Raw genomic sequence first — 26,314 nt, 5'->3', positions numbered from 1 at the left:
ATTTCATAAGTGAAAAGAAAAAGAGGTGAATTCTTTATGTCAATTAAGGAAAATATCAGAGAAATAAATGAAATAAAAAATGCAGCAGCAATAAAAGCTGGAGGAAAAGGAGAAGATGTACTTCTTGTTGCGGTAACAAAAACAAGAACTCCTGAGGAACTGAATGAAGCTATAGATGTAGGAATCACGGATATTGGAGAAAATAAAGTTCAAGAAATAATGGACAAATTTGATTACGTTAAACCTGTAAGATGGCATTTGATAGGACATCTTCAAACAAATAAGGTCAAATATATTATTGATAAGGTATCAATGATACATTCTGTAGATTCAATTAAACTTGCGGATGAAATAAATAAGAAAGCTGAACAGCACAACTTAACTATGGACATACTTATACAGGTAAATGCTGCACAGGAAGAGAGCAAGTTTGGTATAACAACTGATGAAACCGAGTATATCATCAATTATATTTTGGAAAATTGTCCAAATATAAGGTTAAGAGGCTTGATGAGCATTGCACCATTTGAAGATAATCCTGAAGATGTTAGGATTTTCTTTGCACAGGTAAAAGAGCAGTATGATAAGTTCTCTAAAATACAACATGAACGTTTAGACTTTAAGTATTTATCAATGGGAATGTCACATGATTTTGAAGTTGCTATTGCAGAAGGTTCAAACCTTATCAGAGTAGGAACTGCGATATTTGGGGCAAGAGACTACAATAAAACCGTATAGGAGGTTAATATGGGACTTTTTGGAATGTTTAAAGATTTAGTAGGTATAGAGGATGTAGATGATGATGACATTCAAGAGGAAGAAATTCAGGCTGCTAGTGCAGAGATCGAAAGAAAGTCTGTAGAGACAAGAAATTCATTTACAACTCCAAGACCAGAGATAAGGGAGCCAAAGGTGGTACCAATGCAAAGTAAACCAATGACAGGAAATACCGTTCCATTTAAAATGGTAGTTATAGAACCTAAGGGATTTGATGAATCCCCTAAATTAGTAGACAATTTAAAAGCAAAAAAGCCAATCATTATAAATCTTGAGAAAATAGAGTCAGATACTGCAAGAAAGATTTTTGACTTTTTAAGTGGTGCTACATATGCGTTAAATGGTAATGTCCAGAAGATTGCTAATAATATTTTTGTATTTGCACCTGAAAATGTTGACATTTCTGCGAATGTTGAACATAAGGGCATTGATTTTAGTGGAAATGCAAAAAGCCCTTGGAGGTAGTTAAAATGAAATTTTTATTGATAAATGCAGTAAATTGGTTTAGTGAAATCCTAATATTCTTGCTTTTGGCAAGAGCTGTTTTAAGCTGGTTTGTTAATGGACCATATAATAATGTATATAAAATATATCAAGTAATATGTAATATTACAGAGCCGATTGTTGCACCGTGCAGAAGACTTTCCATGAGATTAAATACAGGAATGCTTGATTTATCAGTATTTTTGGCATTTTTTCTTGTATCTATTGTTAGAAAACTTATAATAACATTGCTTTTAATTATTATGTAAGATAGTTTTAATGTGTAATTTGGGAAGGACTTAAAATATGATTACTCCATTAGATATACAGAATAAAGAATTTTCTAAAGGTGTTAGAGGGTACAAAGAAGAAGATGTAGACAGTTTCCTCGACCTTTTGACAATTGATCTTGAAAAATTAATAGGTGAAAATGCGGCATTAAAGGAAGAAGTAAAGCACTTAAATGGTGATCTGGAGAAATACAAGGGTTCAGAGACCGCTGTAGTTGAGACTTTAGAGGCTGCGAAAGCTCTTATGAGAGATATTGCACTAAGTTCAGAGAAAAGAGCAGAAATATTATTAAAAAATGCTGAACTTGATGCACAGTTAATTACAAGAGAGGCTAAAGAATCAGTAGAAAGACTAACAGAAGAAAGTTCTAATTTGAGGAATAGATTTGTTACTTTTAAGTCAAAATATAAGAATCTTTTGGAATCGGAGCTAGAAAGGTTTGATACTTTAAGCAATGAGATTTTTAATGAATTTGGTGATTTAGGTATTAAAAGCAATTCACAAAAGACAAATAATCAGGAAGTTAAAACTGATGTGGTAAATTGTAAAACTAAGATTATTTCAGATATTGAATCTGGAGTAGATGATTTGAAAAAGACAATGATAAACTTAAGAGTAGGAGATGGGGCACAGTAATTGCCCCATATATATTTTATATGTACTATATTATAATTATTGTAGCGGTAATGCTTGATCAAGTTGTTAAGTATATAATTAGGTCCAATATGGATTTATACCAGAGTATCCCCATTATTGGTGGAATATTCCATATAACTTATATACAAAACACTGGTGCGGCTTTTAGCATGTTTAGCGGGCATACTGGAATTCTTGCATTAATAACAGTTATTATCACCATAGGTATATTAGTGTATTTGTTTAGACTTAGAAAAGATGGGCATTGGGCTTTGATGTTGTCTTTATCCCTGATTGTAGCAGGTGGTTTAGGCAATATTGTAGATCGGCTAAGCTTAAAATATGTAGTGGACTTTTTAGATTTGAGAGTATGGCCTATTTTTAATTTAGCAGATGTTTATGTCTGCTGTGGATGTGGACTTTTAGTTGTATATGTTTTTTTTATAGAATCAAAATTAAATGCACAAAAGGGTATTTAGATATGTGTAATGAGAATACTTTAGAAATAATAATAGATAAAAAGTTAGAAGGGACCAGAATTGATATGGCCCTTTCTTTAGCATATGAGGAGAAATCCAGAAACTTTTTCCAAAAGCTGTTGGAAGCAGGTGCTATAGAGGTAAATGGACAGGTAAGTGATTCTAAAAAATATAAGGTAAAATCTGGAGATGTTCTTCAAGTTTTAATTCCAGAGCCTAAATTACTTACTGTAGAACCTGAAAATGTACCTCTGGAAATTGTTTATGAAGATGAAGATTTACTAGTGGTTAATAAGCAAAAAGGAATGGTGGTACATCCTGCTAATGGAAATGAATCGGGGACTTTGGTAAATGCAATAATGTACCATTGCGGAGATAGTCTTTCTTCAATAAATGGAGTTATCAGACCAGGAATTGTGCATAGGATAGATAAGGATACCAGCGGGCTTCTAATGATTGCAAAAAATGACAAGGCACATAATTGTTTGGCAGAACAACTAGCAGAACATAGTATTACAAGAGCTTATAGGGCAATAGTTTATAATAACTTTACAGAGGATGAAGGGACAGTAAATAAACCTATAGGCAGAGATCCTAAAGACAGAATGAAACAGGCTGTTACTAACATGAACTCTAAGCGTGCAGTGACCCATTATAAGGTGCTGGAACGCTTTGGGAGTTTTACTTTAATTGAGGCAAGGCTAGAAACAGGAAGGACTCATCAGATAAGAGTTCATATGGCGTATATCAAACATCCACTTTTGGGAGATATGGTTTATGGACCTAAGAAAAAAGTTCTTGGTGTAGATACTCAGATGCTTCATGCAAAAATCTTAGGATTTAAACATCCATCTACAGGTGAGTATATGGAATTTGAAAGTCCCTTGCCAGAAGAATTTGAAACAGTCTTAAAAAAGTTAAGGAAGGAATAAAATGGAGAAAGTGTCATTTAAACCAGGTACAATGTTGAACCCAGTACCTGTGGTTATGGTTTCTTGTGGAGGAGAACCCTCTGAATACAATATAATTACCATAGCATGGACCGGTATTATAAATTCTGAGCCGCCAATGACCTATGTGTCTGTGAGAAAATCAAGGCATTCACACAAAATTATAAAAGACAATGGGGAGTTTGTAATAAACTTATGCAATGAGCAACTGGCATTTACAACGGATTACTGTGGTGTTAAATCGGGTAAAGATGTAAACAAATTTAAAGAACAAAAATTAACTCCGGTTGTTGCTGAAGTTGTTAATTGCCCTATGATTGGTGAGGCACCTGTAAATTTAGAGTGTAAGGTAACTCAGGTAATATCACTGCCTAGTCATGATATGTTTATAGCTGAAATTGTTAAGGTTCATGCAGATAAATCCATTATAAATGAAAAAGGCAAAATCCTTTTAGAAGAAGCTAATTTAATTTGCTATAATCATGGAGAATATTTTGGATTAAAACGGAAACCAATAGGTAAGTTTGGATACTCCATAATGAAACAAAAAACCAAAAGAAGAATTAATAGAGAAAAAATGGACGATAGAAAAAAGGCCAGTGATAAAAAAAATAATAAAAAATACCGAGCTAAATAGCTCGGTATTTTTATGTAAATAAAGCATAAATAATTTTCGAATGTTGGGATTAAAAATAGTGGCATAATTAATATAACGTTAAATAACAAATTATTGTATGTATCATTAGTTTAAATAAAGTCTATATATGTTTACATTTTACTGGAACTGATATAACCTATACACTCCTCACAAATGTATCCCCCCATAAAAGCAATATTATTGTAACTTTTCCCACAAACTGTACATTTGCTTCGATTAACATTTTCTTTCATAACCTCTAATCATCCTCTCTTATAAAAATTTCCGTACCCTTAAACTGGATAATTCAATATTGATAATTGCCTTATTTACAATATCAGTGTACTAAATTTGCGTTCAAATAACAAGAAAAAAATAGATAAATGTAATAAATAATACTAAATATGTAATATTTTGGTCACAAGCTTGCAAATTATTATCTAAAGATGGCCTTATTAATTAAATTTTGTCACAACTTGATTTAATATAAGAAATTGTGTATTATTAAATTCTATAGATATTTAATTAATTGGAGGTGAAAATGATGAGTTTAAATGATACGCCAAGGGCAAATCGATTACACATTGGGTTGTTTGGAAAGAGAAATAGTGGTAAATCGTCATTAATTAATGCGTTGACCGGGCAGGAAATAGCCATTGTTTCACCTTACGCAGGAACTACGGCAGATCCAGTTTTTAAATCGATGGAGCTTCATCCTATAGGTCCTGTAGTTTTTATAGATACAGCAGGATTTGATGATGAAGGAGAATTGGGAAAACTTAGAGTTGAGAAAACTAAAGAGGCTGTAAAAAAAACAGATATAGCCATTTTGCTATTTACAGATACAGATTTAGAGAAAGAAAAACTCTGGTATAAGGATTTAAAGAAGCAGAATGTCCCTGTCATAGGGATAATTAATAAATCAGATGTATTGGAAAACATTGAAGAGATAAAAGAAGCGGTACAGAAGAATTTTGATATAATGCCAGAAATTGTTAGTGCAGTCGATAAATATGGAATGGACAGAGTCAGAAATGCTTTAGTTCGGAATATTCCTGAAGATTATGAAATGAAGAGTATTACGGGGGAATTTGCAAAAGAAGGAGATGTTGTTCTGCTGGTAATGCCACAAGATATACAGGCACCGAAAGGTCGTTTGATACTTCCTCAGGTGCAGACAATCAGGGATTTGCTGGATAACAGCTGTATTCCCATTTGCACAACAGCGGATAAGTTAGATTCAGCACTAAACGCATTGAAGAATCCACCGAAATTGATTATTACAGATTCACAATGCTTTGCTATCGTACAAGAGAAAAAACCTGAGGAGAGTTTGCTGACATCATTTTCAGTGCTGTTTGCAGCTTATAAGGGCGATATAGAGGCCTTTCAGGAAGGAGCACAGGCAGTAGATCATCTGAATGGAAATTCTAAGGTTTTAATTGCAGAAGCGTGTACGCATGCTCCTTTAGCAGAAGATATTGGCAGGGTTAAAATACCTAGGATGTTAAAACAGCGTTTTGGTGAGAAACTTTCTGTTGAAGTCGTGGCAGGCATCGATTTTCCAAAGGATTTATCGCAATATGATTTAATAGTACACTGTGGGGCTTGTATGTTCAATCGAAGATATATGATGTCTAGGATTGAAAGTGCCAAAGCACAAGGGGTACCTATTACCAATTATGGTGTGATATTGGCAAAGCTTACAGGGATATTAGATAAAGTAATGATATAATTTTTAGGAGAAAAAGAACTTATGAAACGTAATTTTATATTAATGTTAACTATAGCTTTATTTTGGACCACTGCCTGCATAAATGCATATGCAGGAGCAGCATATGACCAGAGCGCAGCTGAAAACATCGTAGAAAGAATAGATGAATATGTTGAACCATATCTCGGAACAGATACTTTGAATAATTATGATAATGGCAGAGCAATTCAGTGCCATGCTTTTACAAATTATGTATGGCGGAATGTGTTTGGATATGATGTATACAGCAGTAAATGCAGCAGGACTGAAGTCAGCAATGATTATGAAAAACTAGGAGAATACATAAACAATTATGCAAGGCCAGGAGATATGCTTAGAGTAGATGGTAAACATTCTATGATAATAACAAGTTTTGATGAGGATACAGTAACTGGATTTGACTGGTTGTATAACAAGAAAGAACGAAAGTGTACTTATACTTGGGAAGGTGTTAAAGAATGGGGAGACGGTACCCAGAATTACTGGCTGTATCAAATAGATGACAGTGTATATAACTTGTTTAAAGACTCGAATTATAAAGTGGACAAGATTTTTGGACCAGCACCTGGTCAAAAGGCAGGTTCAAGCCAAGATACTGATACAAAAGATGGGGAAGCTGAAGGAGTTGTGCAGCAGCCAAGCCGGGGAGAAACAGTCAGAACTGATTACGGAAAAATTATTATACAAATAAATAATCCTGTAATGACTGCAAACGGCATATATCAAAATATTGATTCCCTAGGGACTGCGCCTGTAATAATTAATGAGAGAGCGGTTCTTCCAATTAGGGCAATTGTTGAAACAATGGGAGGTTCTGTAGGTTGGAACAATGATACAAGGACAGTAAGTCTAAAATATAAAAATACAAATATGGAAATGACAATTGACAGTACTACTATGAAAGTGAATGGAAAAGATGTGAAAATGGACGTTGCTCCAATGATAATTAATGAGAGGACAATGCTTCCAATTCGATACATTACAGAGAATTTAGGGGGTAAGGTTGAATGGTTTGATACCATACAGGCAGTTGCTATTACATATGAAATGTAAATAAAAAGGAAGTTTTATTGAGTGGCTCTGGTTAAGGATGTAACAGAGCCGCTCTTTATTTGTCAAAACAGAACGAAATAACTCGAAAATTGACGAATAAAACAAGTATGACCCTATAAACAAACGTGGTATTATATTATAAACAGAATATTCAGAATAATTAAAAAATATCACTAAGAAAGCGTTGTTGTATAGCAAATGGAAAGGATGTAGTTTTATGGAGAGAAAAAACAAAATTTATGTTGCTTACGGAAGTAATATGAACATTCACCGTATGGCTAAAAGTTGCCCTTTTGCAAAAGTACTAGGAGTTGGAGAATTAGAAAATTATAAACTTACCTTTAGAGGCAGACGCAGAGGTGTCGCCAATATAGAAAAATGTGAAGGTCAGAAGATACCAGTAGTTCTTTGGGAGCTTAATGAAACTTGGGGTAGTGTATTGGAGAAATCTGCAAGTATGTCAAGAAAATATATAAAAATTCAAGTACAAGTCAAGTTTAAGAGCAAAACTATAGATGCAGCGGTTTATGTTATAGCAGATAAGTATTGTGAATTCTCTGCTAAACCGAGATTATCCTACATTGAAACTATGGTACAGGGGTATGAAGAGTATGGAATTATAAAGGATGGGCTTTTTAATGCGGTTCAGGATGTATATAAAGAGCTGGCCATAAAAAGAATTGTATAAAAGGATATATATTTAGCAAAGGAAAGAATGAAAAAATCTTTCCTTTACTTCTGCTTTTATAGAAATAAGTTATTTTTATTTTAAAGGAATAGCAGGGTTCACATAAACCGTTCTGTTGTTAGTGAAAATGACCATACCAGGTTTTGCGCCTGCAGGTTTTTTTACATATTTAACTTGTACATAATCTACTGGAACATTTTCTGAATCCTTGCCTTTGCTATGGTAAGCAGCAATAGCTGCTGCTTCAAAAATACTTGTTTCTGTTATTTCCTTGCCATCTGTAAAAAGGATTACATGAGATCCAGGAATGTCTTTTGTATGAAACCAGACATCTTTAGAAGAAGCCATTTTAAAGGTTAAATGATCATTTTCCTTGTTATTTCTACCGACAAGAAGTCTAAACCCATCAGATGTGGTATATGGATGCGGTGCAGGCTTGGTTTTTGCAGGTTTTCCATATACTTTACGTTTTTTTAAATACCCGGCCTCCACAAGCTCATTTCTGATTTCTTCTATTTCATCAACTGCTTCAGCATTTTCAACAAATACAGCAATCGATTCTAAATAAGTAATATCTTCATTTGTTTCCTCAAGCTGAATGGCTTTTTCTTTAATCGCTGTTTTGGATTTTCCATATTTTTTAAAATAATGTTGTGCATTTTTAGACGGTGCAATTTTTTTATCTAAGGGAATGGTAATTTCATTACCATCATAATAATTCAATACGGTAACTTTGCTATCTCCAGTATTGAACATATGCAGGTTAGCAGTTAACAATTCACCGAATAATCTATATTCCTCAGAATTCTCAGCTTTTAATACATCTTCAGAAAGACGTTGCTTTTTTAAATAAAGCTTATCCAGATTGTTTTTTACAGCCTTCTCTAAATCAGTACTTTTCTGCTTGATTCGATTGGAGGAGGCTCTATGGGAGTAAAAAAATTCAATGGCGCCAGATAGTCCAGCAAACTCTTTAGCCTCATAAATCCCTTCCAAAGACAAAATTGGGATTGCATGAAAATCAATAGGAGCACCGTCGCTGCCAATATAAACTTTGGGGCATAAATCCTCCTGTTCCAAATCACATAAAAGTTTACATAAATTGTTATATACAATCCGTGCTGTTTGTTTAGCTTCTTCCATATTGTAAGGAATCTCTGATGAAATTTCCAAGCCATGTGTAAGCTGTTCTGCCATAATAGGACTGATGCCTTGTATTCCGTTAAGTAATGCTTTTGGAAGTTTGTCTGGTGTACAAGTACAGATTTTTTCTATTTCCTCCAAAGTTATTTTATTAAAAGGAATTTTATCTTGTGTAGGTGGGTATTCATATATTTTACCTGGCAATATTTGTCTGATTCTATTTACATCAATAGATATTCTTTTGATACTATCAATAATCTTATTGCTTTCTAAATCCACTAAGATTATGTTACTGTGTTTACCCATGATTTCTATAATAAGTTTCTTACTTACGCTGAAACCAAGTTCATTAACCGTTTCAAAAGGTATTTCAACTATTCTCTCACATTCCTTCTGCGTAATACCTGTAATGCGTCCACCTTGAATGTGCTTTCGCAAAAGCATGCAGAAGGTCATTGGAGCCGGAGGGTTAGGAACAGACTCTGTAATCAGATTTATTCTAGCATTGCTGCTGTTACAGGAAAGATATAATTTAAAATTTCCTTCTTTAGAGTGTATATGAAAAACTAATTCATCATTTTCCGGCTGGTATACTTTTTCCAGTTTACCCCCAGAAAGTTTTTTATTTAATTCCTGCGTTATCGCATGGACTGCTATGCCGTCAAAAGCCATTATTTGTACCTCATTTTTCAATTTTGTAAATATTGTTTAGCAATAAAGTCTTTTTTATTGTATAATTAATTTAAGTAGACAATTTATAGTATTAGCTAGTTTATTAATATAGTATAAAGTATACATGTGGATAAATCAACTGAGGAGAAAAATACCCATGATTAAAAGTATGACAGGCTTCGGCAGAAGTGAATATAGTGATGGAAAAAGGAACATAATTGTAGAAATAAAATCTGTAAATCATAGATATGGTGATATAAATATAAAGATGCCAAGACGTTATTCCTTTGCAGAGGATAAAGTTAAGAATACAGTAAAAAATATTGCCAGACGTGGAAAAATCGACGTATCCATTATTGTTGAAAATATTACAGAAGATGATACTACTGTAAAGTTGAATAATATGGTTGCTAGACAGTATTATGACAATTTAAAAGCACTACAGTCAGAATTTAATGTAAGCGGTGATATTACCCTGCAGTTTCTGGCAACATTACCAGACGTAATGAAGGCGATTCCTGATGTGGAGGATGAAGAAGAAATTTGCAGAAGTCTCTTAGTTCCAGTAAAGGCGGCAGCGCAGAAGTTAGATGAAATGCGTATTGTTGAAGGAACAAAGCTTGCAGAAGATTTAATCATGAGGGGCGGTCTTATCAGGGATTTGGTGGAGAAAATTGAAGAACGCTCTCCTAAAGTAACAGTAGCATATACAGAGAAACTTAGAGAAAGAATTAAGGAACTAATTGGAAACAATGTAACAATTCCAGAAGACAGAATCTTAGTTGAGGCTGCTATATTTGCAGATAAGTGCAGCATTACAGAGGAACTGGTAAGATTAGACAGCCATACGATTCAGCTATCTACTATTATAACAAAAAGTAATCAGCCAGATGGTAAAAAATTAGATTTCCTTGTACAGGAAATGAATAGAGAAGCCAATACTATTGGTTCTAAGGCTAATGATATTGAAATTACCAACATGATGTTAGAAATAAAGAGTGAAATAGAAAAAATCAGGGAGCAAGTACAAAATATAGAGTAATTATTTAATTATTGTTGAAAATATAGGTTGTATGTGTTACAATATTTATTCTAATATAAATGTTAAGGAAGGAAGCTAAATGGATAAAGGACAATTATTTGTTGTTTCCGGGCCATCTGGAGCAGGAAAAGGAACGATATGTCAGAGACTAGTAGAAGACACAAATATTGAGTTGTCTGTGTCCATGACCACAAGAAATCCAAGATCTTTTGAAGAAAATGGTGTGAATTACTATTTTGTTTCTAAGGAGGAATTTCTTAGGACTATTGATAAAGATGGTCTGCTAGAGTATGCTGAAGTTTACGGCAATTATTATGGCACTCCAAAAGAAATGGTTATGCAGAAACTTAATGAAGGTAAAGATGTTGTGCTTGAGATTGATATTCAGGGAGCAATGAAAGTAAAGCAAGCATATCCAAAAGGAGTATTTATCTTTATTTTACCGCCATCTATGACAGAACTTCGCAAAAGAATTACGGGAAGAGGTTCCGAAACAGAGGACGCTATAAATATGAGATTGGGGGAAACCTTAAAGGAAGTTTCCTACATAGATAAATATGATTATTGTGTTATTAATGGAGAACTTTCAGAAGCAGTAGAAAGACTTAGGGCTATTGTAACGGCTGAACATTCTAGAGTTTCCGAAAGTATATATCATTTGATAAAGAAGTACGAGGAGGAGATATAAATGTTATATCCATCAATTAATGAAATTAGGAAAAAGGCAGACAGCAGATACACACTTGTGATATTAGCAGCGAAGAGGGCCAGAGATATTATTGACGGTAAACCCAAACTTACGGAAGCTTCTACTGAAAAGCCTGTATCAATTGCAGCAAACGAAATTGCAGAAGATTTAATTACTTATACAAGGAACTATTAATTTAAAGCGAGTATTTACTCGCTTTTTTTTTATATAATAGAAAAATCTATCGATATTTTCTATTATATAAAAAAGGAAGTGCAAAGGGCGGAAACCACATTTTTTATGACTATCCCAATTTTATAATCTAAACTTAAAGATGTATTAATTTAATCCACTCTCTACATTATATGGAGGATGGTTTATGAAGGAAAATTGCATTATTATTAAATTCAGGGGGGAAGTTAGAAAGATACTTCCTCAAGAAATTATTTTTGTTGAACAGAATCTGCGTAAAGTTTTATTTCATTTAAATTCTGAGGTTTGCGGCACATATGGAAAAATACAAAATTATGTAGAACATTTACCAGAGGAGTTTTACAAATGTAATAAGAGCTATGTAATTAATCTTGATAAAGTTACTAAAATGGGGGATCAGGTAATATATTTTTCTGATGGAAATGATATAAGGATAGGCAGGCAAAGTTTTCATGGTGCGAAAAAAGCATTTTTAGAGTTCGCACTACAGTCTGAAACGTAAAAATATTAAAAATATATTTTCACTTGGAGAGTGGGTGATAGTTAATAACTGCAACAAAAAACTTTACATTTAGCAAAGTTTTTTGTTGCAAATACTATATTTTTGTAGTATAGTATTTGATGGTTATTTGTGTAAGATAACACTTAGTTGTATATAAAAATAAGCACAAAACCATAACATTTTTATTATTTTGCACACCGGACGACTTGAACACAGGTGCCGTAATGGTTGTTTTCAGGGTAAATCGCGGTGGAAGAAAAACCAGGAGGAAAAACAATGGCAGTAATTTCAATGAAACAATTACTAGAAGCAGGTGTACATTTTGGACACCAGACAAGAAGATGGAACCCTAAGATGGCTCCTTATATTTTCACAGAAAGAAATGGAATCTATATTATTGACCTTCAGAAGACAGTAAGAAAGATTGATGAAGCTTATGAATTTATGAAGGAAGTTGGAGCATCTGGAAAGCCAATTCTTTTCGTAGGAACTAAAAAGCAGGCACAGGCTGCAATTGCTGATGAATCTAAGAGATGCGGTATGTATTTTGTAAACGAAAGATGGCTAGGTGGTATGCTTACAAACAATAAGACTATCGCTGGAAGAATCAAGAGATTATATGAAATTCAGGATATGGAATCTAATGGAACTTTTGAAAAGCTTTCAAAGAAGGAAGTTGGTAAGCTGAAGTTAGAATTAGAAAAGCTTGAAAAGTTCTTAGGTGGTATTAAGGAAATGAAGGGTATGCCAGGTGCATTATTCATCGTTGATCCTAAGAAAGAAAGAATTGCTGTTAAAGAAGCAAGAATTCTTGGAATTCCAATCATCGGTATCGTAGATACTAACTGCGATCCAGATGACGTTGACTATATTATTCCTGCAAATGATGATGCAATCAGAGCTGTAAAGCTAATCGCAGGAAGAATGGCAGACGCTATCATTGAAGCAAATCAGGGCGAAAGCTTTGATGAAGGGGTAGTAGCAGTAGAAGAAGAAGCTGCTCCAACTTCAATTGAAGAAGTAGTTGCTGCTGAAGAAGCATAAGATATTAATTTGAATTGTGAATTGGATTCGTGTAGTTATTCTGCACGAATCTATCAAATTTGAGGAGGAAATACAGATGGCTGTAACAGCACAGATGGTAAAAGAACTGCGTGAAATGACAGGCGCAGGCATGATGGATTGTAAGAAAGTTTTAGTAGAAGCTGATGGAGATATGGACAAGGCAGTAGATCTTTTAAGAGAAAAAGGACTAGCTAAGGCTGCTAAAAAAGCTGGAAGAGTTGCTGCTGAAGGACTTGTAAAGTTTGCTTTCTCTGGTGATGCTAAGAAAGCTGCTATTATTGAAGTAAACTCTGAGACAGATTTCGTTGCTAAGAATGATGAATTTGTAGGGTTTGTAGCAAAATTAGCTGATATGGCTTTAGAAACTGCAGACGATTCACTTGAAAACTTCATGACTCTTCCTTATGAAAACGAAGGTACTGTTCAGGATGCACTTAACAATAAGATTGCTAAAATCGGTGAAAACATGAACGTTAGAAGATTCCACAAGATGGAAGAACCAGGATGTGTTTATGTTGGATACAGCCACGGTGGTGGTAAGATTGGTGTAGTTATTGGTCTTGAAACTGAAGCTACAGCTGAGGAAGTAGCAGTTGTTGGTAAGGATGTAGCTATGCAGGTGGCATCAATGAACCCTCAGTTTATTGATGAATCAGCTATCAGTGAAGAGCACCTTGAACATGAGAAGAAGATTTTAGTTCAGCAGGCTCTTGCTGAAGGTAAGCCAGCAGACATCGTGGAAAAAATGGTAGTTGGAAGACTTAAGAAAGAACTTAAGGAAACTTGCCTAGTTGAACAGAAATTCGTTAAAAATGGAGATCTTTCTGTAAAACAGTACGTTGACGAAGTGGGTAAGACAATTGGTAAGCCAATTAAAGTAGTATCCATGGTAAGATTTGAAGTTGGTGAAGGAATCGAAAAGAAAGAAGAAGATTTCGCAGCTGAAGTAGCAGCACAGCTTGGAAACTAATTAAATACTATATAAATGATTATATTAAGGTTGTTGGGGATATCCTAACAGCCTTTTTTTATAAAAAATTTTAAATTAAGATACAATAAATAAAACTTTGTTTACAAATATATTCCAAGGGTAAATATTAATGGAAGAAGAAATGAAGAAAGGTCGCAAAATAAATGAAGCTGAGTTTTAATGATATGTTATATGCTTTTTCATATGCTTTGGATTGTGTAGAGCACGAGATGATAGGGGTTACTACTCATCATGGGAAACGTGTAGCATATTTATGTATATTAATGGGAAAGTATTTGAATTTACCACAGCCACTGTTAGTAGATTTAGCCGCATGTGCTATATTACATGATAATGCTTTAACAGAGTATATACAGGCAGAATATTTTAAAGGAGTTAATATATATGAAGAAAAACAATATTTTAACGAAGGGACCCATTGTATTTTAGGTGAACAAAATATGGACAAAGTCCCACTCTGTATAGAGGCGAAAAATGCGGTTTTGTATCATCATGAAAATGCGGATGGGAGTGGCCCTTTTGGAAAAACGGCGGAACAGACGCCTTTATTTGCCCAACTTATACATATGGCAGACCAGATAGATGCAAATTGGGATTTAAGCTTTATTAATCAAAGGAAGTATCAAAAATTATTTGACTTCATTGATAAAAATACAGATATACTGTTTTCAAAACAATGTGTGGAGGCCTTTCACGGGGCGATTCATTATGAAGAGTTAGATGAGCTAAAGAGTGATGAAATAGAGCGGCTTTTAGCACAGAGTCTTGACGATACCGAACGGGACTATTCAGAAAAAGAACTTATGGATTTTGCAGGGATGTTTGCAAAAATTATAGATTATAAGTCTGAATTTACGGGACACCATTCTTTGGGAATAGCAGAAAAGGCTGCCTACATGTCAAAGCATTTTGGATTTGATGACATCACAGTTACAAAAATGTTTGTGGCTGGAGCAGTGCATGATATTGGTAAATTAGTAATCGATAAAGATATATTGGAAAAGCCGGACAAGCTTACAGAACAGGAATATAAGTACATTCAAAATCATGCTTATTATACGTATGATATTTTAAGTAAGATTAAGGGATTTGAGGACATAACAAAGTGGGCCTCGCTACATCATGAGAAGCTAAATGGTAAGGGTTATCCCTTTGGAAAGACCGCGGACGGATTGGGATTTAATGAACGTTTAATGGCTTGCTTGGATATTTATCAAGCTTTGACAGAAGAACGACCGTACAAAAAAGGTATGTCACATGATAAGTCCATGGAAATATTAAGAAATCTTGTAGAAGGTGGAAGCTTAGATGACGAAATTGTAGAGGAAATTGGAAAAGTTTATGGTAATTGTTTAATAAAAAATTCGTAAAATAGGTGAACCGTAAAATAGTTTATGGTATAATGTTGAGGATATCGGTAAGGTATCCTCAATTTTTATACAAGGAGAAAAATATGGAGCCTAAATATAAAAGAGTTCTTTTAAAAGTTAGTGGTGAAGCACTTGCAGGACCTGACAAATTTGGTATAAGTGATGAAATGCTTTTGGGTGTTGCAGCACAGGTTAAAGAAATTCACGACTTGGGAGTTCAAGTTGCTATTGTAGTTGGAGGTGGAAATTTCTGGAGAGGTAGAACAGGCCAGAGCATTGACAGAGCTACTGCAGATTACATGGGTATGCTTGCAACTACTATGAATGCAATGGCACTACAAGATGCTTTTGAAAAGCAGGGATTGCCTACAGTTGTACAAACAGCTATTACTATGACACAAATTGCTGAACCGTATAATAGAAAAAAAGCAATTAAAAATTTAGAAGAAAATAATGTTGTTATCTTTGGCACAGGAACAGGAAGTCCTTTCTTTTCAACAGATACTACATCAGCTTTAAGAGCTGCTGAAATAAATGCTGACGTTATTCTTTTAGCTAAAAAGGTTGATGCTGTATATTCTGCAGATCCTGAGAAGGATCCAAATGCAGTCAAGTATGAACAATTAACTCACAAGGAAGTGATTGAAAAACAGCTTGGAGTTATGGATATTACAGCTGCTACACTATGCATGGAAAACAATATTGCAATTCATGTATTTGGAGTGGCAGAAAAGGGAAACATGTTAAAAGCCATAAATGGTGAAAAAATAGGCACGATTGTAAAGTAAAGTTTAAAAGAGTGTAGGAGGAGAATTACTTATGAGTATGAATGTGCAGGAAGCCCTTGAACAGAAAATGTCTAAAACTATTTCAGTTCTAAAGGAAGAATTAAACACAGTTAGAGCAGGAAGAGCTAACCCAGCCTTATTGGACAAGGTTATGGTGGAGTATTACGGAAGCCCAACACCGCTTAAGAATTTAGCAAATATCTCTGCTCCAGAACCAAGAACTTTATTAATTGCACCTTTTGATCCAAAATCAATTTCAGATATTGAAAAAGCTATAAATATTGCAAATCTTGGTATGGCACCATCTAATGATGGAAAGACAGTTAGATTAACTGTACCGCAGCTTACAGAAGAAAGAAGAAAAGAAATTTCTAAATCTGTAAAGAAATATGGAGAAGATGCAAAGGTTGCTTTAAGAAATGAAAGAAGAGATGCTAATGATGAGCTTAAGAAGCAGGAAAAGGCAGGAGAGCTTACAGAAGACGACTTAAAGAAGCAGCTGGACCAGATTCAGAAGAAGATTGACAAGGTAACCAAGGATATCGATGACATAATTGCTGCAAAGGAAAAGGAAATCTTAGAAGTTTAATATGAATTTATGGCGGATATGGCTGATGTCAGCCATATCCGTTTTTAAAGAAAAGGAATAATTGTATGTTGGATATGGATAGAATACCTAAACATGTTGCAATAGTTATGGATGGTAACGGCAGATGGTCCGTAAAAAATAGTGTGCCAAGAATGGCAGGCCACAACGCAGGCATGAGGGCAATGAAAGAGATTGTAAAAAGATCTTCCACTCTTGGAGTTGAATATCTTACAGTTTATGCGTTTTCTACAGAAAATTGGAAACGTTCGGTAGAGGAAGTAAGCGGTATATTTAGGCTTATTGTAATTTATGTAGACAAAGAGCTTAAAGAACTTCATAAAAACAATGTTAAAGTAAAGATATTAGGTGATTATTCAAAATTACCAAAAGAATCTGTAGATAGATTGAATAAAGCTTTAAAAACAACAGAAAACAATACGGGGCTACAATTTAATATCGCATTAAATTATGGCAGCCGAGATGAAATAACAAAGGCGGTAACTTTAATTGGAGAGAAAATAAAGGCAGGTATAATGGAGCCTCAAGATATCACAGAGGATACTATTAGCCACCATTTATATACAGGAGAACTTTTTAACAACATACCGGATCCTGAGCTGGTGATTAGAACCAGTGGAGAAAAGAGGTTATCCAATTATCTGCTTTGGCAGATTGCATATAGTGAATTTGTATATACAGATGTACTCTGGCCAGATTTTTCACCAGAAGTATATGAAAAATGTATAGAAGAATACCAAAGCAGAAGAAGACGCTTTGGCGGGAGGTAGAGTGTGAAAACAAGAGTATTATCAGGATTAATAATGCTGCCGTTTGGTATATTGATATTTTTAGGTGGAAAAGTTCTTATGCTTACCTGTTTTGCTATAGGTATTATGGGTGTCAGGGAATTTTTTAACGGATTTAAAGCAATGGAAATTAGGCCTGCTTACATCGTAGCATACGTTAGCGCGTTAGCGTTATATGGTGTGAATTTATTTACAGCAGAATTTAGGTGGTATATGTTATGGTTCTTTGGGGCAGTTCTTTTAAGTCTTTTATATTTATTTAAGATTGAAGAAAGAAAACTTGAAGATGCAATGGCGACTATTACGGGAATATTCTATGTAGTATTTTTCTCTTTTCATGTTACTTTAGTAGAACAGACTGGCGAATATGGCATTCTCGTATGGCTTATATTTCTAACTGCTTTTGGAACAGATGTAATGGCTTATTTTACAGGATATGCCTTTGGAAAACACAAGCTTTGCCCTACAATTAGTCCTAAGAAGACCATAGAGGGTTCTATAGGGGGGATTTTAGGAAGTGTTATCTTATGTGGATTGTTTGGTTATATATTGATTCCGAGGCTGCTGATACACTGTATCATTATAGGAGTTCTTGGAGGTGTTGTTTCACAGTTTGGTGATTTAACAGCATCTATATTTAAGAGAAAAATGGGTATAAAAGATTATGGCAATTTAATACCAGGGCATGGTGGTATACTTGATCGGTTTGATAGTGTGTTATTTACTGCACCAATGATTTATTATTATATTTCATTAGTTTTATAGAGGATAGATAATGAAGAAAATTGCAATTTTAGGAAGTACTGGATCTATAGGAACTCAGGCATTAGATATCATTGACAGAAACCGTGACCAATTGAAGGTAACGGTGCTTTCGTGCGCGAGGAATATTGAGATGCTTTGTGCTCAGATTGAGAAGTTCAGACCGGAAATGGTTGTAGTAGACAAAGAAGAGGATGCTTTGCAATTAAGCAAAAAATATGGTTATATAGAAGTAATGCATGGTATGAAAGGGCTTATTACGGCCGCTGAGTCACCGTATGATCTTTTGCTTAATTCTCTTGTGGGAATGATGGGTCTGGTGCCTACATATCATGCTGTATGCAAAGGCAGAGATATAGCTTTAGCCAATAAAGAGACACTTGTGGCAGGCGGAGAAATCGTTATGAAACAGGTCGAAAAAAATAATATTAAAATGCTGCCTGTAGATAGTGAACATAGTGCCATTTTTCAGTCCCTTCAGGGAAATAAACAGGAGCAGTTAAAGAAAATTTACTTAACTGCTTCAGGAGGACCTTTTAGAGGTTATACCTTGGAAGAACTTGAAAAGGTTACTTTAGAGCAGGCTTTAAAACATCCAAACTGGAATATGGGAAATAAAATAACCATAGACTCAGCGACCATGATGAACAAAGGTCTTGAAGTTATAGAAGCAAAATGGCTGTTTAATGTTCCTGTAGCTAAAATACAAATTGCAGTACATCCTCAAAGTGTAGTGCATTCTATGGTAGAGTATGTTGACAATTCTATTATAGCCCAGCTGGGAGCTCCAGATATGCGAGTACCTATTAGTTATGCTTTTGGTTATCCAAATAGAATAGAAAATACTTTTGAACCATTGGATTTATTTGGACTGGGTTCACATTTGACTTTTGAAAAACCGGATTTAAAAGTGTTTAAGACCATAGCTTTTGCTTACGAAGTGGCAGAAAAAGGCGGAACGTATCCTGCAGCCATGAATGGGGCAAATGAAGCTCTAGTTCAACTATTTTTAGAAAAGAAGATTAAATTTATAGATATTCAGAATACTATAGAAAGAATACTGAATGCACATATACCAACATATAATTTGGGGTTGGATGATATTTTAGAGGCAGATAAGGCAGCTAGAAGTATGGTATATGAGCTGTTAAAATAGGGGGAATTATTATGACAATTATTTATGCATTAATTATGTTCTGCATATTAGTACTTGTCCATGAAGGTGGACATTTTATCGCAGCAAAATCTGTAGGTGTTAAAGTAAATGAATTTTCAGTGGGGATGGGGCCTGTGCTACTTAAGAAAATGAAAGGCGAAACCCAGTATTCAGTGAGACTTTTTCCCATCGGTGGATTTTGTGCCATGGAGGGAGAAGATGATGAATCCGAGGATGAACGATCTTTTGGCAAAAGGCCTCTTTGGGCAAAAGCCATTATTATAGTGGCAGGTTCTTTTATGAACCTTGTTCTTGCTATTGTTGTCCTTGCAGGAATTGTACTTTATATTGGAGTTCCTACTACTACTATTGACGGATTTAGTGATGTAAGCCCTGCCAAGGAAGCAGGCATTCTTTCTGGAGATAAGATTATTAGTATTCAACAACAGGCAATTAAAGACTGGAATGATATAACTGAAGCTATTTCAGATCAAAAAGGTGAAAAGGTAGAAATTGTTGTTGATAGAGATGGCAAGGATATAAGTTTCACTATGAATTTAGTTGAGGAAGAAGGTACAGGAAGGAAGATTGTAGGTATACTGCCTGAAGTTTCAAGAAATCCATTTACAGCACTAGAGAAAGGTGCAGAATCTACATGGGTTATGACTGTTAAAATGGTTGAGGTAATAGGGCAGCTTGTTACTGGAGAGGTTTCTACGAAGGAACTTACAGGCCCAATAGGCATAACTGTGGCAGTAAGCGATTCTGTCAAATACGGATTTATATATGTAGCAAATCTAGCCGCATTAATAAGTTTGAATCTGGCCATTGTGAATATGCTTCCGTTTCCAGCCCTTGATGGTGGACGTTTGGTATTTTTAATTATTCGTAAGGTTACAGGAAGGACCATTACGGATGAAATAGAAGCCAAAGTACATTTTGTAGGTATCATGCTATTATTTGCTCTTATGATATATGTAACATGGCAGGATATTGGCAGATTTATTTTGAATTAAAAGCAGTAAGACAGAGGCAGAGGAAAATTTTCTCTGCTTTTTAATATAATAGGAAATATCGATAGATTTTCCTAGTGGCGAAGCTACATTTTTTATATGGAGGAGTTATGAGAAAAAGTGTAAGATGTGGTAATATAATAATTGGTGGAGGGGCTCCCATATCTATTCAGTCAATGACCAATGTGGATACGAGGGATGTAAAGAACGTGACAGAGCAGATAAGAGCATTGGAAGAAGCAGGCTGTGAGATTGTCAGGCTGGCAGTTCCTGACATGGAGGCAGCAGAGGCATTTTCACTAATAAAAAAGAATGTAAAAATTCCACTTGTAGCAGATATACATTTTGACTATAGACTTGCTATAGCAGCTATAAAGAATGGAGCGGATAAAGTAAGGATAAATCCAGGAAATATAGGAAGTGTTGACCGCATAAAAGCTGTGGTGGAGGCTGCAAAAGAAAGAAATATACCAATTCGGGTGGGAGTTAATTCTGGATCCCTAGAAAAGGATATTGTGAAAAAAAATGGGGGAGTAACTGCAGAAGGCCTTGCAGAAAGCGCTTTGCACAACGTTAAATTGCTAGAAGATATGGATTTTGATGACATTGTTATTTCACTTAAATCTTCCAATGTAAGACTTAACTATGAAGCGCATAAGCTAATCTTTAAGCAGACGCAGCATCCGCTTCATATAGGGATAACGGAATCTGGAACGGTAAACAGTGGAAAATTAAAATCAGCAATTGGCATTGGTGGACTCTTGCTGGCTGGAATAGGAGATACTATGAGAGTATCTTTAACTGGTGATCCGGTAAAAGAGGTATTTTTTGCAAGAGATATATTAAAGTCTATTGGTATAAGGTCCTCTGGCATAAATCTTATTTCTTGTCCAACTTGTGGTCGAACTAAAGTGGATTTGGAGAGTATTGCGCTGCAGGTTGAAGAAGCGGTTAAGAAAATAGAACCTCTGAGGGAAGCCAAGGGGTTACCACCCATAACGGTAGCTGTTATGGGATGTGTGGTAAATGGACCGGGGGAGGCCAAAGAGGCTGATTTTGGAGTGGCAGGCGGTGATGGAAAAGGGGTTCTGTTTGCAAAAGGTGAAATAGTTAAAACTGTTTCTGAAAGTATGATTGTTGATGAACTGGTGAACTTGATAAGTAATTGTTAATTAGACTAACTTTCGGAGGGAAAGCGTAATGAAAACATATAAAGCAACACATATGGTTAAGATGGAAGATTTGAATCATCACGAAAATTTGTATGCAGGAAGAGGTATAGAGTGGATGGTAGAAGCTGCTTTTATTGCAGCAGCACTTGAACATGGCGAAAGACATGGCCTACTATACAGAAATACCCATCAATTCAGCTTTAGTAAATCGGTAGACCCAGGTGAAATAATAAGCTATTGCAGTACTTTAGTAAGAGTTGGAAGGACGAGTCTTACCATGAGGGTTGCACTCATCTCTGAAGTTACAGATGAAGTAAAAGCAGAAGGCTATGTTACCTTTGTAACAGTAAAACCGCATACTCATGAAAAAGTAGAGCATGGCATAAAACTTGATGTTAGCAATGCTGTGGATGAGCTGGCATGGAGAGAAAAAGCACAGTCTTTTTTCCACAGCCCAGGACAGCCTAGATTTTAAACGTTTGGTTACTTTTCCACACACTTGAAAGAAATTGTATACAATTTTATCCCGGCCCCTATGTGGATAAATCAGAGGCTTGTACAGCTTGGAATTACTGGATTACAAGGGTTATAGGTTTGCTGTAACTGAGTTACCCACAATTTTGGTACGCTTTCGATCTATAACATGAAACAAAACCAGGTGTACAAAGGGCGGGATTCGGTTTATAATATATAAGGTTGCTTTTTAGCACATGATATTATAAAAATAAAATTATGAATGAGGAAAACATTATATAATGATAAATTTGATAGAAGGGATTATAAATTGGACTAAGCTTGGACAACATCCAAGAGACAGTTATAAATTTTCGCTAGGAAGAGCTCAGATGTCACAGGAAAGTGCAACACTTTCATTAGATATCGAGCTCAATTTTGTTATGCCCTTTGAAGATGTAGAGAAAATAAAAGCGGTAGTTATAAATCAGATACAAGGATTAAAAGATGTTAGACTTCATTTTAAGTATAAAAATCTGATTCAAACAACGGATGAAATTATAAAACTCTGTATTGAACATATGATTGATGAGGTTAATGGAGAATATGCAAGGAGTACAAAAACTATTTTTCCAGAAGATTCAGTTGTAAAGGACGGAGTATTGACGGTATATGCATTGGGAGCAGTGGTTGTAAAAGACCTTAATGACAGAGTATCCCAATTGTTCGAACAAATCTTAAAGAGGGACTTCGACATAGAGGTCAAGGTTATTTTTGAGAATCATAAAGATGAGTATCAAAAACTTGCGAAACAGAAAAAAACAATGCAAGAATTAGAAGAAAAACAGGTGCAGGAAGAACAAAAGAAAGCTGCAAGCCTTGCAGCATCAAGACCTGCGGCACCGGCAAATTCAAATAATGGCAGCAGCTTTACTGGAGATAGCAATGCAAATGGCAACAACGGTAATAAATGGCAGAAACGAAGAAAAGAAGAACCAGTTGTAGGAAATAGAATCCTGGGGGATGCAATTAATACTATGCCAGTAAAGCTGTCAAGTGTTTCACAGGATAGCGGTCAAGTAACGGTAGAAGGTATACTTTTTAGAAAAGATAACAGAACAATTAAAAACGAGAAGAAGTTAGTTACTTTACTGATAACAGACCAGTCTACATCACTTTGTGTTAAAGCCTTTACATCTGAAAATAAGTGGAATGAAATTGACGAACACTTAAAGAATGGAGATTTTGTTAAAATCAGAGGTAATGCCGAGTGGGATACATATGAAAACATAGTTGTTGTTATGGCTCGGGATATTGAGAAAGGTCAAATTAAGAAGAGAACAGACACATGTGAAAGAAAGAGAGTTGAACTTCATGCACATTCTAAAATGAGTGCTATGGATGGACTTAATGAAATTAAGGACATGGTCAGAATGCATGAAGGATGGGGGCATAGTGCTATGGCACTTACAGACCATGGTGTAGTGCAAGGATTTCCTGAAGCATCTCATTCTCTAAGTAAGGGTTCAGAGATGAAAATAATATATGGTATGGAGGGATATGTTTTTGACGACAAGGATTGTATAAATCCAGATGGTACGATAGAGTACAAGAAAAAACAAACCAATCATATCATTATTTTAGCCAGTACCCAGGAGGGATTAAAGAACTTATATAAATTAGTATCCATCTCTCACTTGCACTATTTCTACAAAAGACCTAGAATCCCTAAATCAGTTTTAACAGCTCATAGAGAAGGGTTGATTATAGGTGCTGCCTGCGAAGCGGGGGAAGTATTTAGAGCAGTTCTTGAGAAAAAGAGTGAAGAAGAAATAGAATACTTAGTTAATTATTATGATTATCTTGAAATACAGCCTATTATAAATAACCAATTCCTTATTGACAAAGGCGTAGTTAAAGATAAAGAAGGACTTAAAGATTTAAACAGACAGATTATTGCGTTAGGCCAAAAATACAATAAACCTGTAGTAGCAACAACAGATGCCCATTATTCTGAACCAGAGGCAGCGTTGTATAGAAATATACTTATGGCAGGTCAGGGATATAAAGATGGTGGCGGACAAGGTCTGTATTTAAGAACTACACAAGAAATGCTTGAAGAGTTTGAATATCTAGGAAGAGAAATGGCAGAAAAGGTGGTAATTGACAATACAAACATGATTGCAGACAGGATTGATGTTATCAGACCAGTCCCAAAAGAAAAGTATCCACCTAAAATTGAGAATGCTGAAGAAACTTTAAAGACTAAGTGCTATGAACGTGCATGGAGTATTTACGGAAATCCACTGCCAGCAGAGATTCAAGAGAGACTTGATGCTGAACTTGTGCCAATTATTCGTGAAGGTTATGCAGTAATGTATATTGCCGCAGAAATGCTTGTACAGAAGTCTTTAAGTGATGGGTATTTAGTTGGGTCACGAGGATCCGTGGGCTCTTCCTTTGCGGCTACAATGGCGGGTATTACAGAAGTAAATCCGTTGCCGCCACATTACATATGCCCAAATTGTAAATATCTGGAATGGGGTGACAACAAGGAATATGATTGCGGTGTGGACATGGAGGATAAAGACTGCCCTAAGTGTGGTACTCGGTTGAAAAAAGACGGGTTTACCATACCTTTTCAGACTTTCTTGGGATTTGAAGCAGACAAAGAACCGGATATTGACCTTAACTTTGCTGGTGAATATCAGCCTGTTGCCCATAGATATGTTGATGAAATCTTTGGTGCAAAGAATGTATTCAAAGCAGGAACGATTGGTACAGTTGCCACCAAAACAGCATATGGGTTTGTAATGAAGTATTTTGAGGAACGGCAGATTCCTGTCAATAAATACGAAGTAGAACGTCTGGCAGAGTGCTGCACTGGTGTGAGGAGAACTACTGGACAGCATCCCGGCGGGATTATAATTGTTCCAGATGATCATGAAATCTACGAATTCTGCCCTGTTCAGCATCCAGCTAATGATGTGAACTCAGATTTCATCACTACACATTTTGATTATCACTCCATTGATCAAAACCTGTTAAAACTAGATATACTTGGACACGATGTGCCGTCCATGATTAGGCATCTACAGGATATGACTGGTCTGGACCCGTTAACACAAGTGCCACTGTCTGATGCAAGGGTAAATAGTATATTTAATGGAATAGAGGGGCTTGATATCAAGGAACCGGATTATAGATTTGTTCATGGAAGCTATGGAATACCTGAATTTGGAACGAAGTTCACAAGACAGATGCTGGATGATACTCAGCCGACCAGATTTGCAGATTATGTACGAATTTCAGGATTCTCTCATGGCACGGATGTATGGATTAATAATGCCCAGGAATGGATCAAATCGGGGCAGACTACTATTAAAGACGCCATTTCTACCAGAGATGACATAATGAACTATTTAATTTTAAAAGGGCTTCCGAAGAAGAGTGCTTTTACTATAATGGAAAAAGTTAGAAAGGGTAAAGGGGTAACGGACGAAGATGTAGCCTTAATGGAGGAAAATGATGTACCTGAATGGTATATTGAATCCTGCAGGAGAATCAAGTATATGTTCCCAAGAGCCCATGCGGTAGCTTATGTAATGATGTCTTATAGAATTGCGTATTTTAAGGTTTACTATCCGGTAGAATTCTATGCAACATATTTTACGACTAAAGTGAGTGAATTCGATGCGGATACAATTTTAAAGGGGTCAGCAGCCGTTCTAGAAAAAATGGATGGGATTCTGGCTAAAGGTAAAAATGCTACGAAGAAAGAAGAGGATGAAGTGATTGTTCTGGAAGTAGCATATGAAATGTATTCCCGAGGTTATGAATTTATGGAGGCACAGCTGGGTATATCCCATGCAACAAAATTCTACGCAAAAGACGGAAAGGTTTTACTACCATTCGTCGCTTTAGGGGGAGTAGGAGAAAATGCTGCTAAAGCTATCGTAGAAGAATATGAAATACAGCCATTTGAGACCATAGAAGAAATCAGGGAGCGTGCTAAAGCCAATAAAACAGCTATAGAGGCTCTACGTAACCATGGTGTGTTAAAAGGACTTCCTGAATCAGACCAATTGTGTTTGTTTTAATTATGTGATGCAGTAATGTTATGTGAAAATATGATATTACTG

28 protein-coding genes are annotated in these 26,314 nt (G+C 35.4%); 26 read left to right on the top strand and 2 right to left on the bottom strand.

Annotated features, from left to right (window positions below):
• The first annotated feature begins 36 nt into the window (after positions 1–36).
• Genes RTW14_RS16770 through RTW14_RS16740 form a run of 7 tightly spaced genes read left to right on the top strand, consistent with a single transcriptional unit; the run spans position 37 to position 4,253 of the window.
• Entirely contained in the window at positions 37–738 is a 702-nt protein-coding gene (locus RTW14_RS16770) for a YggS family pyridoxal phosphate-dependent enzyme (RefSeq protein WP_312653578.1), read from the top strand.
• A 9-nt stretch (positions 739–747) separates the two neighbouring features.
• Positions 748–1,242 carry a cell division protein SepF gene (locus tag RTW14_RS16765; protein WP_312653576.1) on the top strand — a complete coding sequence of 165 codons (495 nt, stop codon included), beginning with the start codon at positions 748–750 and terminating at the stop codon, positions 1,240–1,242.
• Positions 1,243–1,247: 5 nt separating this feature from the next.
• Positions 1,248–1,529, top strand: coding sequence for a YggT family protein (locus RTW14_RS16760; RefSeq protein WP_312653574.1), 282 nt, complete (start codon positions 1,248–1,250; stop codon positions 1,527–1,529).
• A 37-nt stretch (positions 1,530–1,566) separates the two neighbouring features.
• Positions 1,567–2,187, top strand: coding sequence for a DivIVA domain-containing protein (locus tag RTW14_RS16755; protein WP_312653572.1), 621 nt, complete (start codon positions 1,567–1,569; stop codon positions 2,185–2,187).
• Between the two features lie 20 nt (positions 2,188–2,207).
• Complete coding sequence (gene lspA, locus RTW14_RS16750) at positions 2,208–2,666, top strand: signal peptidase II (RefSeq protein ID WP_312653570.1); 459 nt, start codon at positions 2,208–2,210, stop codon at positions 2,664–2,666.
• A 2-nt stretch (positions 2,667–2,668) separates the two neighbouring features.
• A complete protein-coding gene (locus tag RTW14_RS16745; protein ID WP_312653568.1) occupies positions 2,669–3,598 on the top strand; it encodes an RluA family pseudouridine synthase in 930 nt (309 codons plus the stop codon).
• Between the two features lies 1 nt (position 3,599).
• Complete coding sequence (locus RTW14_RS16740; RefSeq protein ID WP_312653566.1) at positions 3,600–4,253, top strand: flavin reductase family protein; 654 nt, start codon at positions 3,600–3,602, stop codon at positions 4,251–4,253.
• 131 nt (positions 4,254–4,384) lie between these two features.
• Here RTW14_RS16740 and RTW14_RS16735 read toward each other — a convergent pair whose 3' ends face one another.
• Positions 4,385–4,507 carry a hypothetical protein gene (locus RTW14_RS16735; RefSeq protein WP_312653564.1) on the bottom strand — a complete coding sequence of 41 codons (123 nt, stop codon included), beginning with the start codon at positions 4,505–4,507 and terminating at the stop codon, positions 4,385–4,387.
• Positions 4,508–4,794: 287 nt separating this feature from the next.
• On the opposite strand from RTW14_RS16735, the gene hydF reads away from it, so the two are divergent.
• From hydF to RTW14_RS16720, 3 genes are all read left to right on the top strand, one after another.
• Complete coding sequence (hydF, locus tag RTW14_RS16730; RefSeq protein ID WP_331654498.1) at positions 4,795–5,988, top strand: [FeFe] hydrogenase H-cluster maturation GTPase HydF; 1,194 nt, start codon at positions 4,795–4,797, stop codon at positions 5,986–5,988.
• A gap of 21 nt (positions 5,989–6,009) precedes the next feature.
• Positions 6,010–7,059, top strand: coding sequence for a copper amine oxidase N-terminal domain-containing protein (locus RTW14_RS16725; RefSeq protein ID WP_312653562.1), 1,050 nt, complete (start codon positions 6,010–6,012; stop codon positions 7,057–7,059).
• A 217-nt stretch (positions 7,060–7,276) separates the two neighbouring features.
• Positions 7,277–7,747 carry a gamma-glutamylcyclotransferase family protein gene (locus tag RTW14_RS16720; protein ID WP_312653560.1) on the top strand — a complete coding sequence of 157 codons (471 nt, stop codon included), beginning with the start codon at positions 7,277–7,279 and terminating at the stop codon, positions 7,745–7,747.
• Between the two features lie 75 nt (positions 7,748–7,822).
• Here RTW14_RS16720 and RTW14_RS16715 read toward each other — a convergent pair whose 3' ends face one another.
• A complete protein-coding gene (locus tag RTW14_RS16715; protein WP_312653558.1) occupies positions 7,823–9,562 on the bottom strand; it encodes an Rqc2 family fibronectin-binding protein in 1,740 nt (579 codons plus the stop codon).
• A 157-nt stretch (positions 9,563–9,719) separates the two neighbouring features.
• On the opposite strand from RTW14_RS16715, the gene RTW14_RS16710 reads away from it, so the two are divergent.
• From RTW14_RS16710 to RTW14_RS16635, 16 genes are all read left to right on the top strand, one after another.
• A complete protein-coding gene (locus tag RTW14_RS16710) occupies positions 9,720–10,604 on the top strand; it encodes a YicC/YloC family endoribonuclease (RefSeq protein ID WP_312653556.1) in 885 nt (294 codons plus the stop codon).
• 79 nt (positions 10,605–10,683) lie between these two features.
• Positions 10,684–11,292, top strand: a complete 609-nt coding sequence (gene gmk, locus RTW14_RS16705) for a guanylate kinase (RefSeq protein ID WP_312653554.1) — start codon at positions 10,684–10,686, stop codon at positions 11,290–11,292.
• On the top strand, positions 11,293–11,487 hold the full coding sequence (rpoZ, locus tag RTW14_RS16700; RefSeq protein ID WP_312653552.1) for a DNA-directed RNA polymerase subunit omega: 195 nt from the start codon (positions 11,293–11,295) through the stop codon (positions 11,485–11,487).
• A 184-nt stretch (positions 11,488–11,671) separates the two neighbouring features.
• Positions 11,672–12,007, top strand: a complete 336-nt coding sequence (locus tag RTW14_RS16695) for a LytTR family DNA-binding domain-containing protein (RefSeq protein WP_312653550.1) — start codon at positions 11,672–11,674, stop codon at positions 12,005–12,007.
• A 276-nt stretch (positions 12,008–12,283) separates the two neighbouring features.
• Positions 12,284–13,051, top strand: coding sequence for a 30S ribosomal protein S2 (gene rpsB, locus RTW14_RS16690; RefSeq protein ID WP_312653547.1), 768 nt, complete (start codon positions 12,284–12,286; stop codon positions 13,049–13,051).
• A gap of 76 nt (positions 13,052–13,127) precedes the next feature.
• Positions 13,128–14,042: a translation elongation factor Ts gene (gene tsf, locus RTW14_RS16685; protein WP_312653545.1), complete on the top strand. Its 915-nt coding sequence runs from the start codon at positions 13,128–13,130 to the stop codon at positions 14,040–14,042.
• A gap of 164 nt (positions 14,043–14,206) precedes the next feature.
• Entirely contained in the window at positions 14,207–15,433 is a 1,227-nt protein-coding gene (locus RTW14_RS16680; RefSeq protein WP_312653543.1) for an HD-GYP domain-containing protein, read from the top strand.
• Positions 15,434–15,516: 83 nt separating this feature from the next.
• Positions 15,517–16,221, top strand: a complete 705-nt coding sequence (gene pyrH / locus RTW14_RS16675; protein WP_312653541.1) for a UMP kinase — start codon at positions 15,517–15,519, stop codon at positions 16,219–16,221.
• Between the two features lie 31 nt (positions 16,222–16,252).
• Positions 16,253–16,810 carry a ribosome recycling factor gene (frr, locus tag RTW14_RS16670; RefSeq protein WP_312653539.1) on the top strand — a complete coding sequence of 186 codons (558 nt, stop codon included), beginning with the start codon at positions 16,253–16,255 and terminating at the stop codon, positions 16,808–16,810.
• Positions 16,811–16,875: 65 nt separating this feature from the next.
• Complete coding sequence (locus RTW14_RS16665) at positions 16,876–17,598, top strand: isoprenyl transferase (RefSeq protein ID WP_312653537.1); 723 nt, start codon at positions 16,876–16,878, stop codon at positions 17,596–17,598.
• A 3-nt stretch (positions 17,599–17,601) separates the two neighbouring features.
• The gene (locus RTW14_RS16660) at positions 17,602–18,381 is read left to right on the top strand and encodes a phosphatidate cytidylyltransferase (protein WP_312653535.1); all 780 of its coding nucleotides are present in this window, start codon (positions 17,602–17,604) and stop codon (positions 18,379–18,381) included.
• 10 nt (positions 18,382–18,391) lie between these two features.
• Positions 18,392–19,534, top strand: a complete 1,143-nt coding sequence (locus RTW14_RS16655) for a 1-deoxy-D-xylulose-5-phosphate reductoisomerase (protein WP_312653533.1) — start codon at positions 18,392–18,394, stop codon at positions 19,532–19,534.
• 11 nt (positions 19,535–19,545) lie between these two features.
• On the top strand, positions 19,546–20,550 hold the full coding sequence (gene rseP, locus RTW14_RS16650; RefSeq protein WP_312653531.1) for an RIP metalloprotease RseP: 1,005 nt from the start codon (positions 19,546–19,548) through the stop codon (positions 20,548–20,550).
• Positions 20,551–20,657: 107 nt separating this feature from the next.
• Complete coding sequence (gene ispG, locus RTW14_RS16645; RefSeq protein ID WP_312653529.1) at positions 20,658–21,719, top strand: flavodoxin-dependent (E)-4-hydroxy-3-methylbut-2-enyl-diphosphate synthase; 1,062 nt, start codon at positions 20,658–20,660, stop codon at positions 21,717–21,719.
• 28 nt (positions 21,720–21,747) lie between these two features.
• Entirely contained in the window at positions 21,748–22,194 is a 447-nt protein-coding gene (locus RTW14_RS16640) for an acyl-CoA thioesterase (RefSeq protein ID WP_312653527.1), read from the top strand.
• Positions 22,195–22,474: 280 nt separating this feature from the next.
• Positions 22,475–26,272: a PolC-type DNA polymerase III gene (locus RTW14_RS16635; protein ID WP_312653525.1), complete on the top strand. Its 3,798-nt coding sequence runs from the start codon at positions 22,475–22,477 to the stop codon at positions 26,270–26,272.
• Positions 26,273–26,314 lie beyond the last annotated feature (42 nt).

It is taken from the genome of Aminipila sp., from assembly GCF_032051575.1.
Taxonomy (GTDB): domain Bacteria; phylum Bacillota; class Clostridia; order Peptostreptococcales; family Anaerovoracaceae; genus Aminipila.
This window is presented reverse-complemented; position numbering and strand designations above follow the sequence as displayed.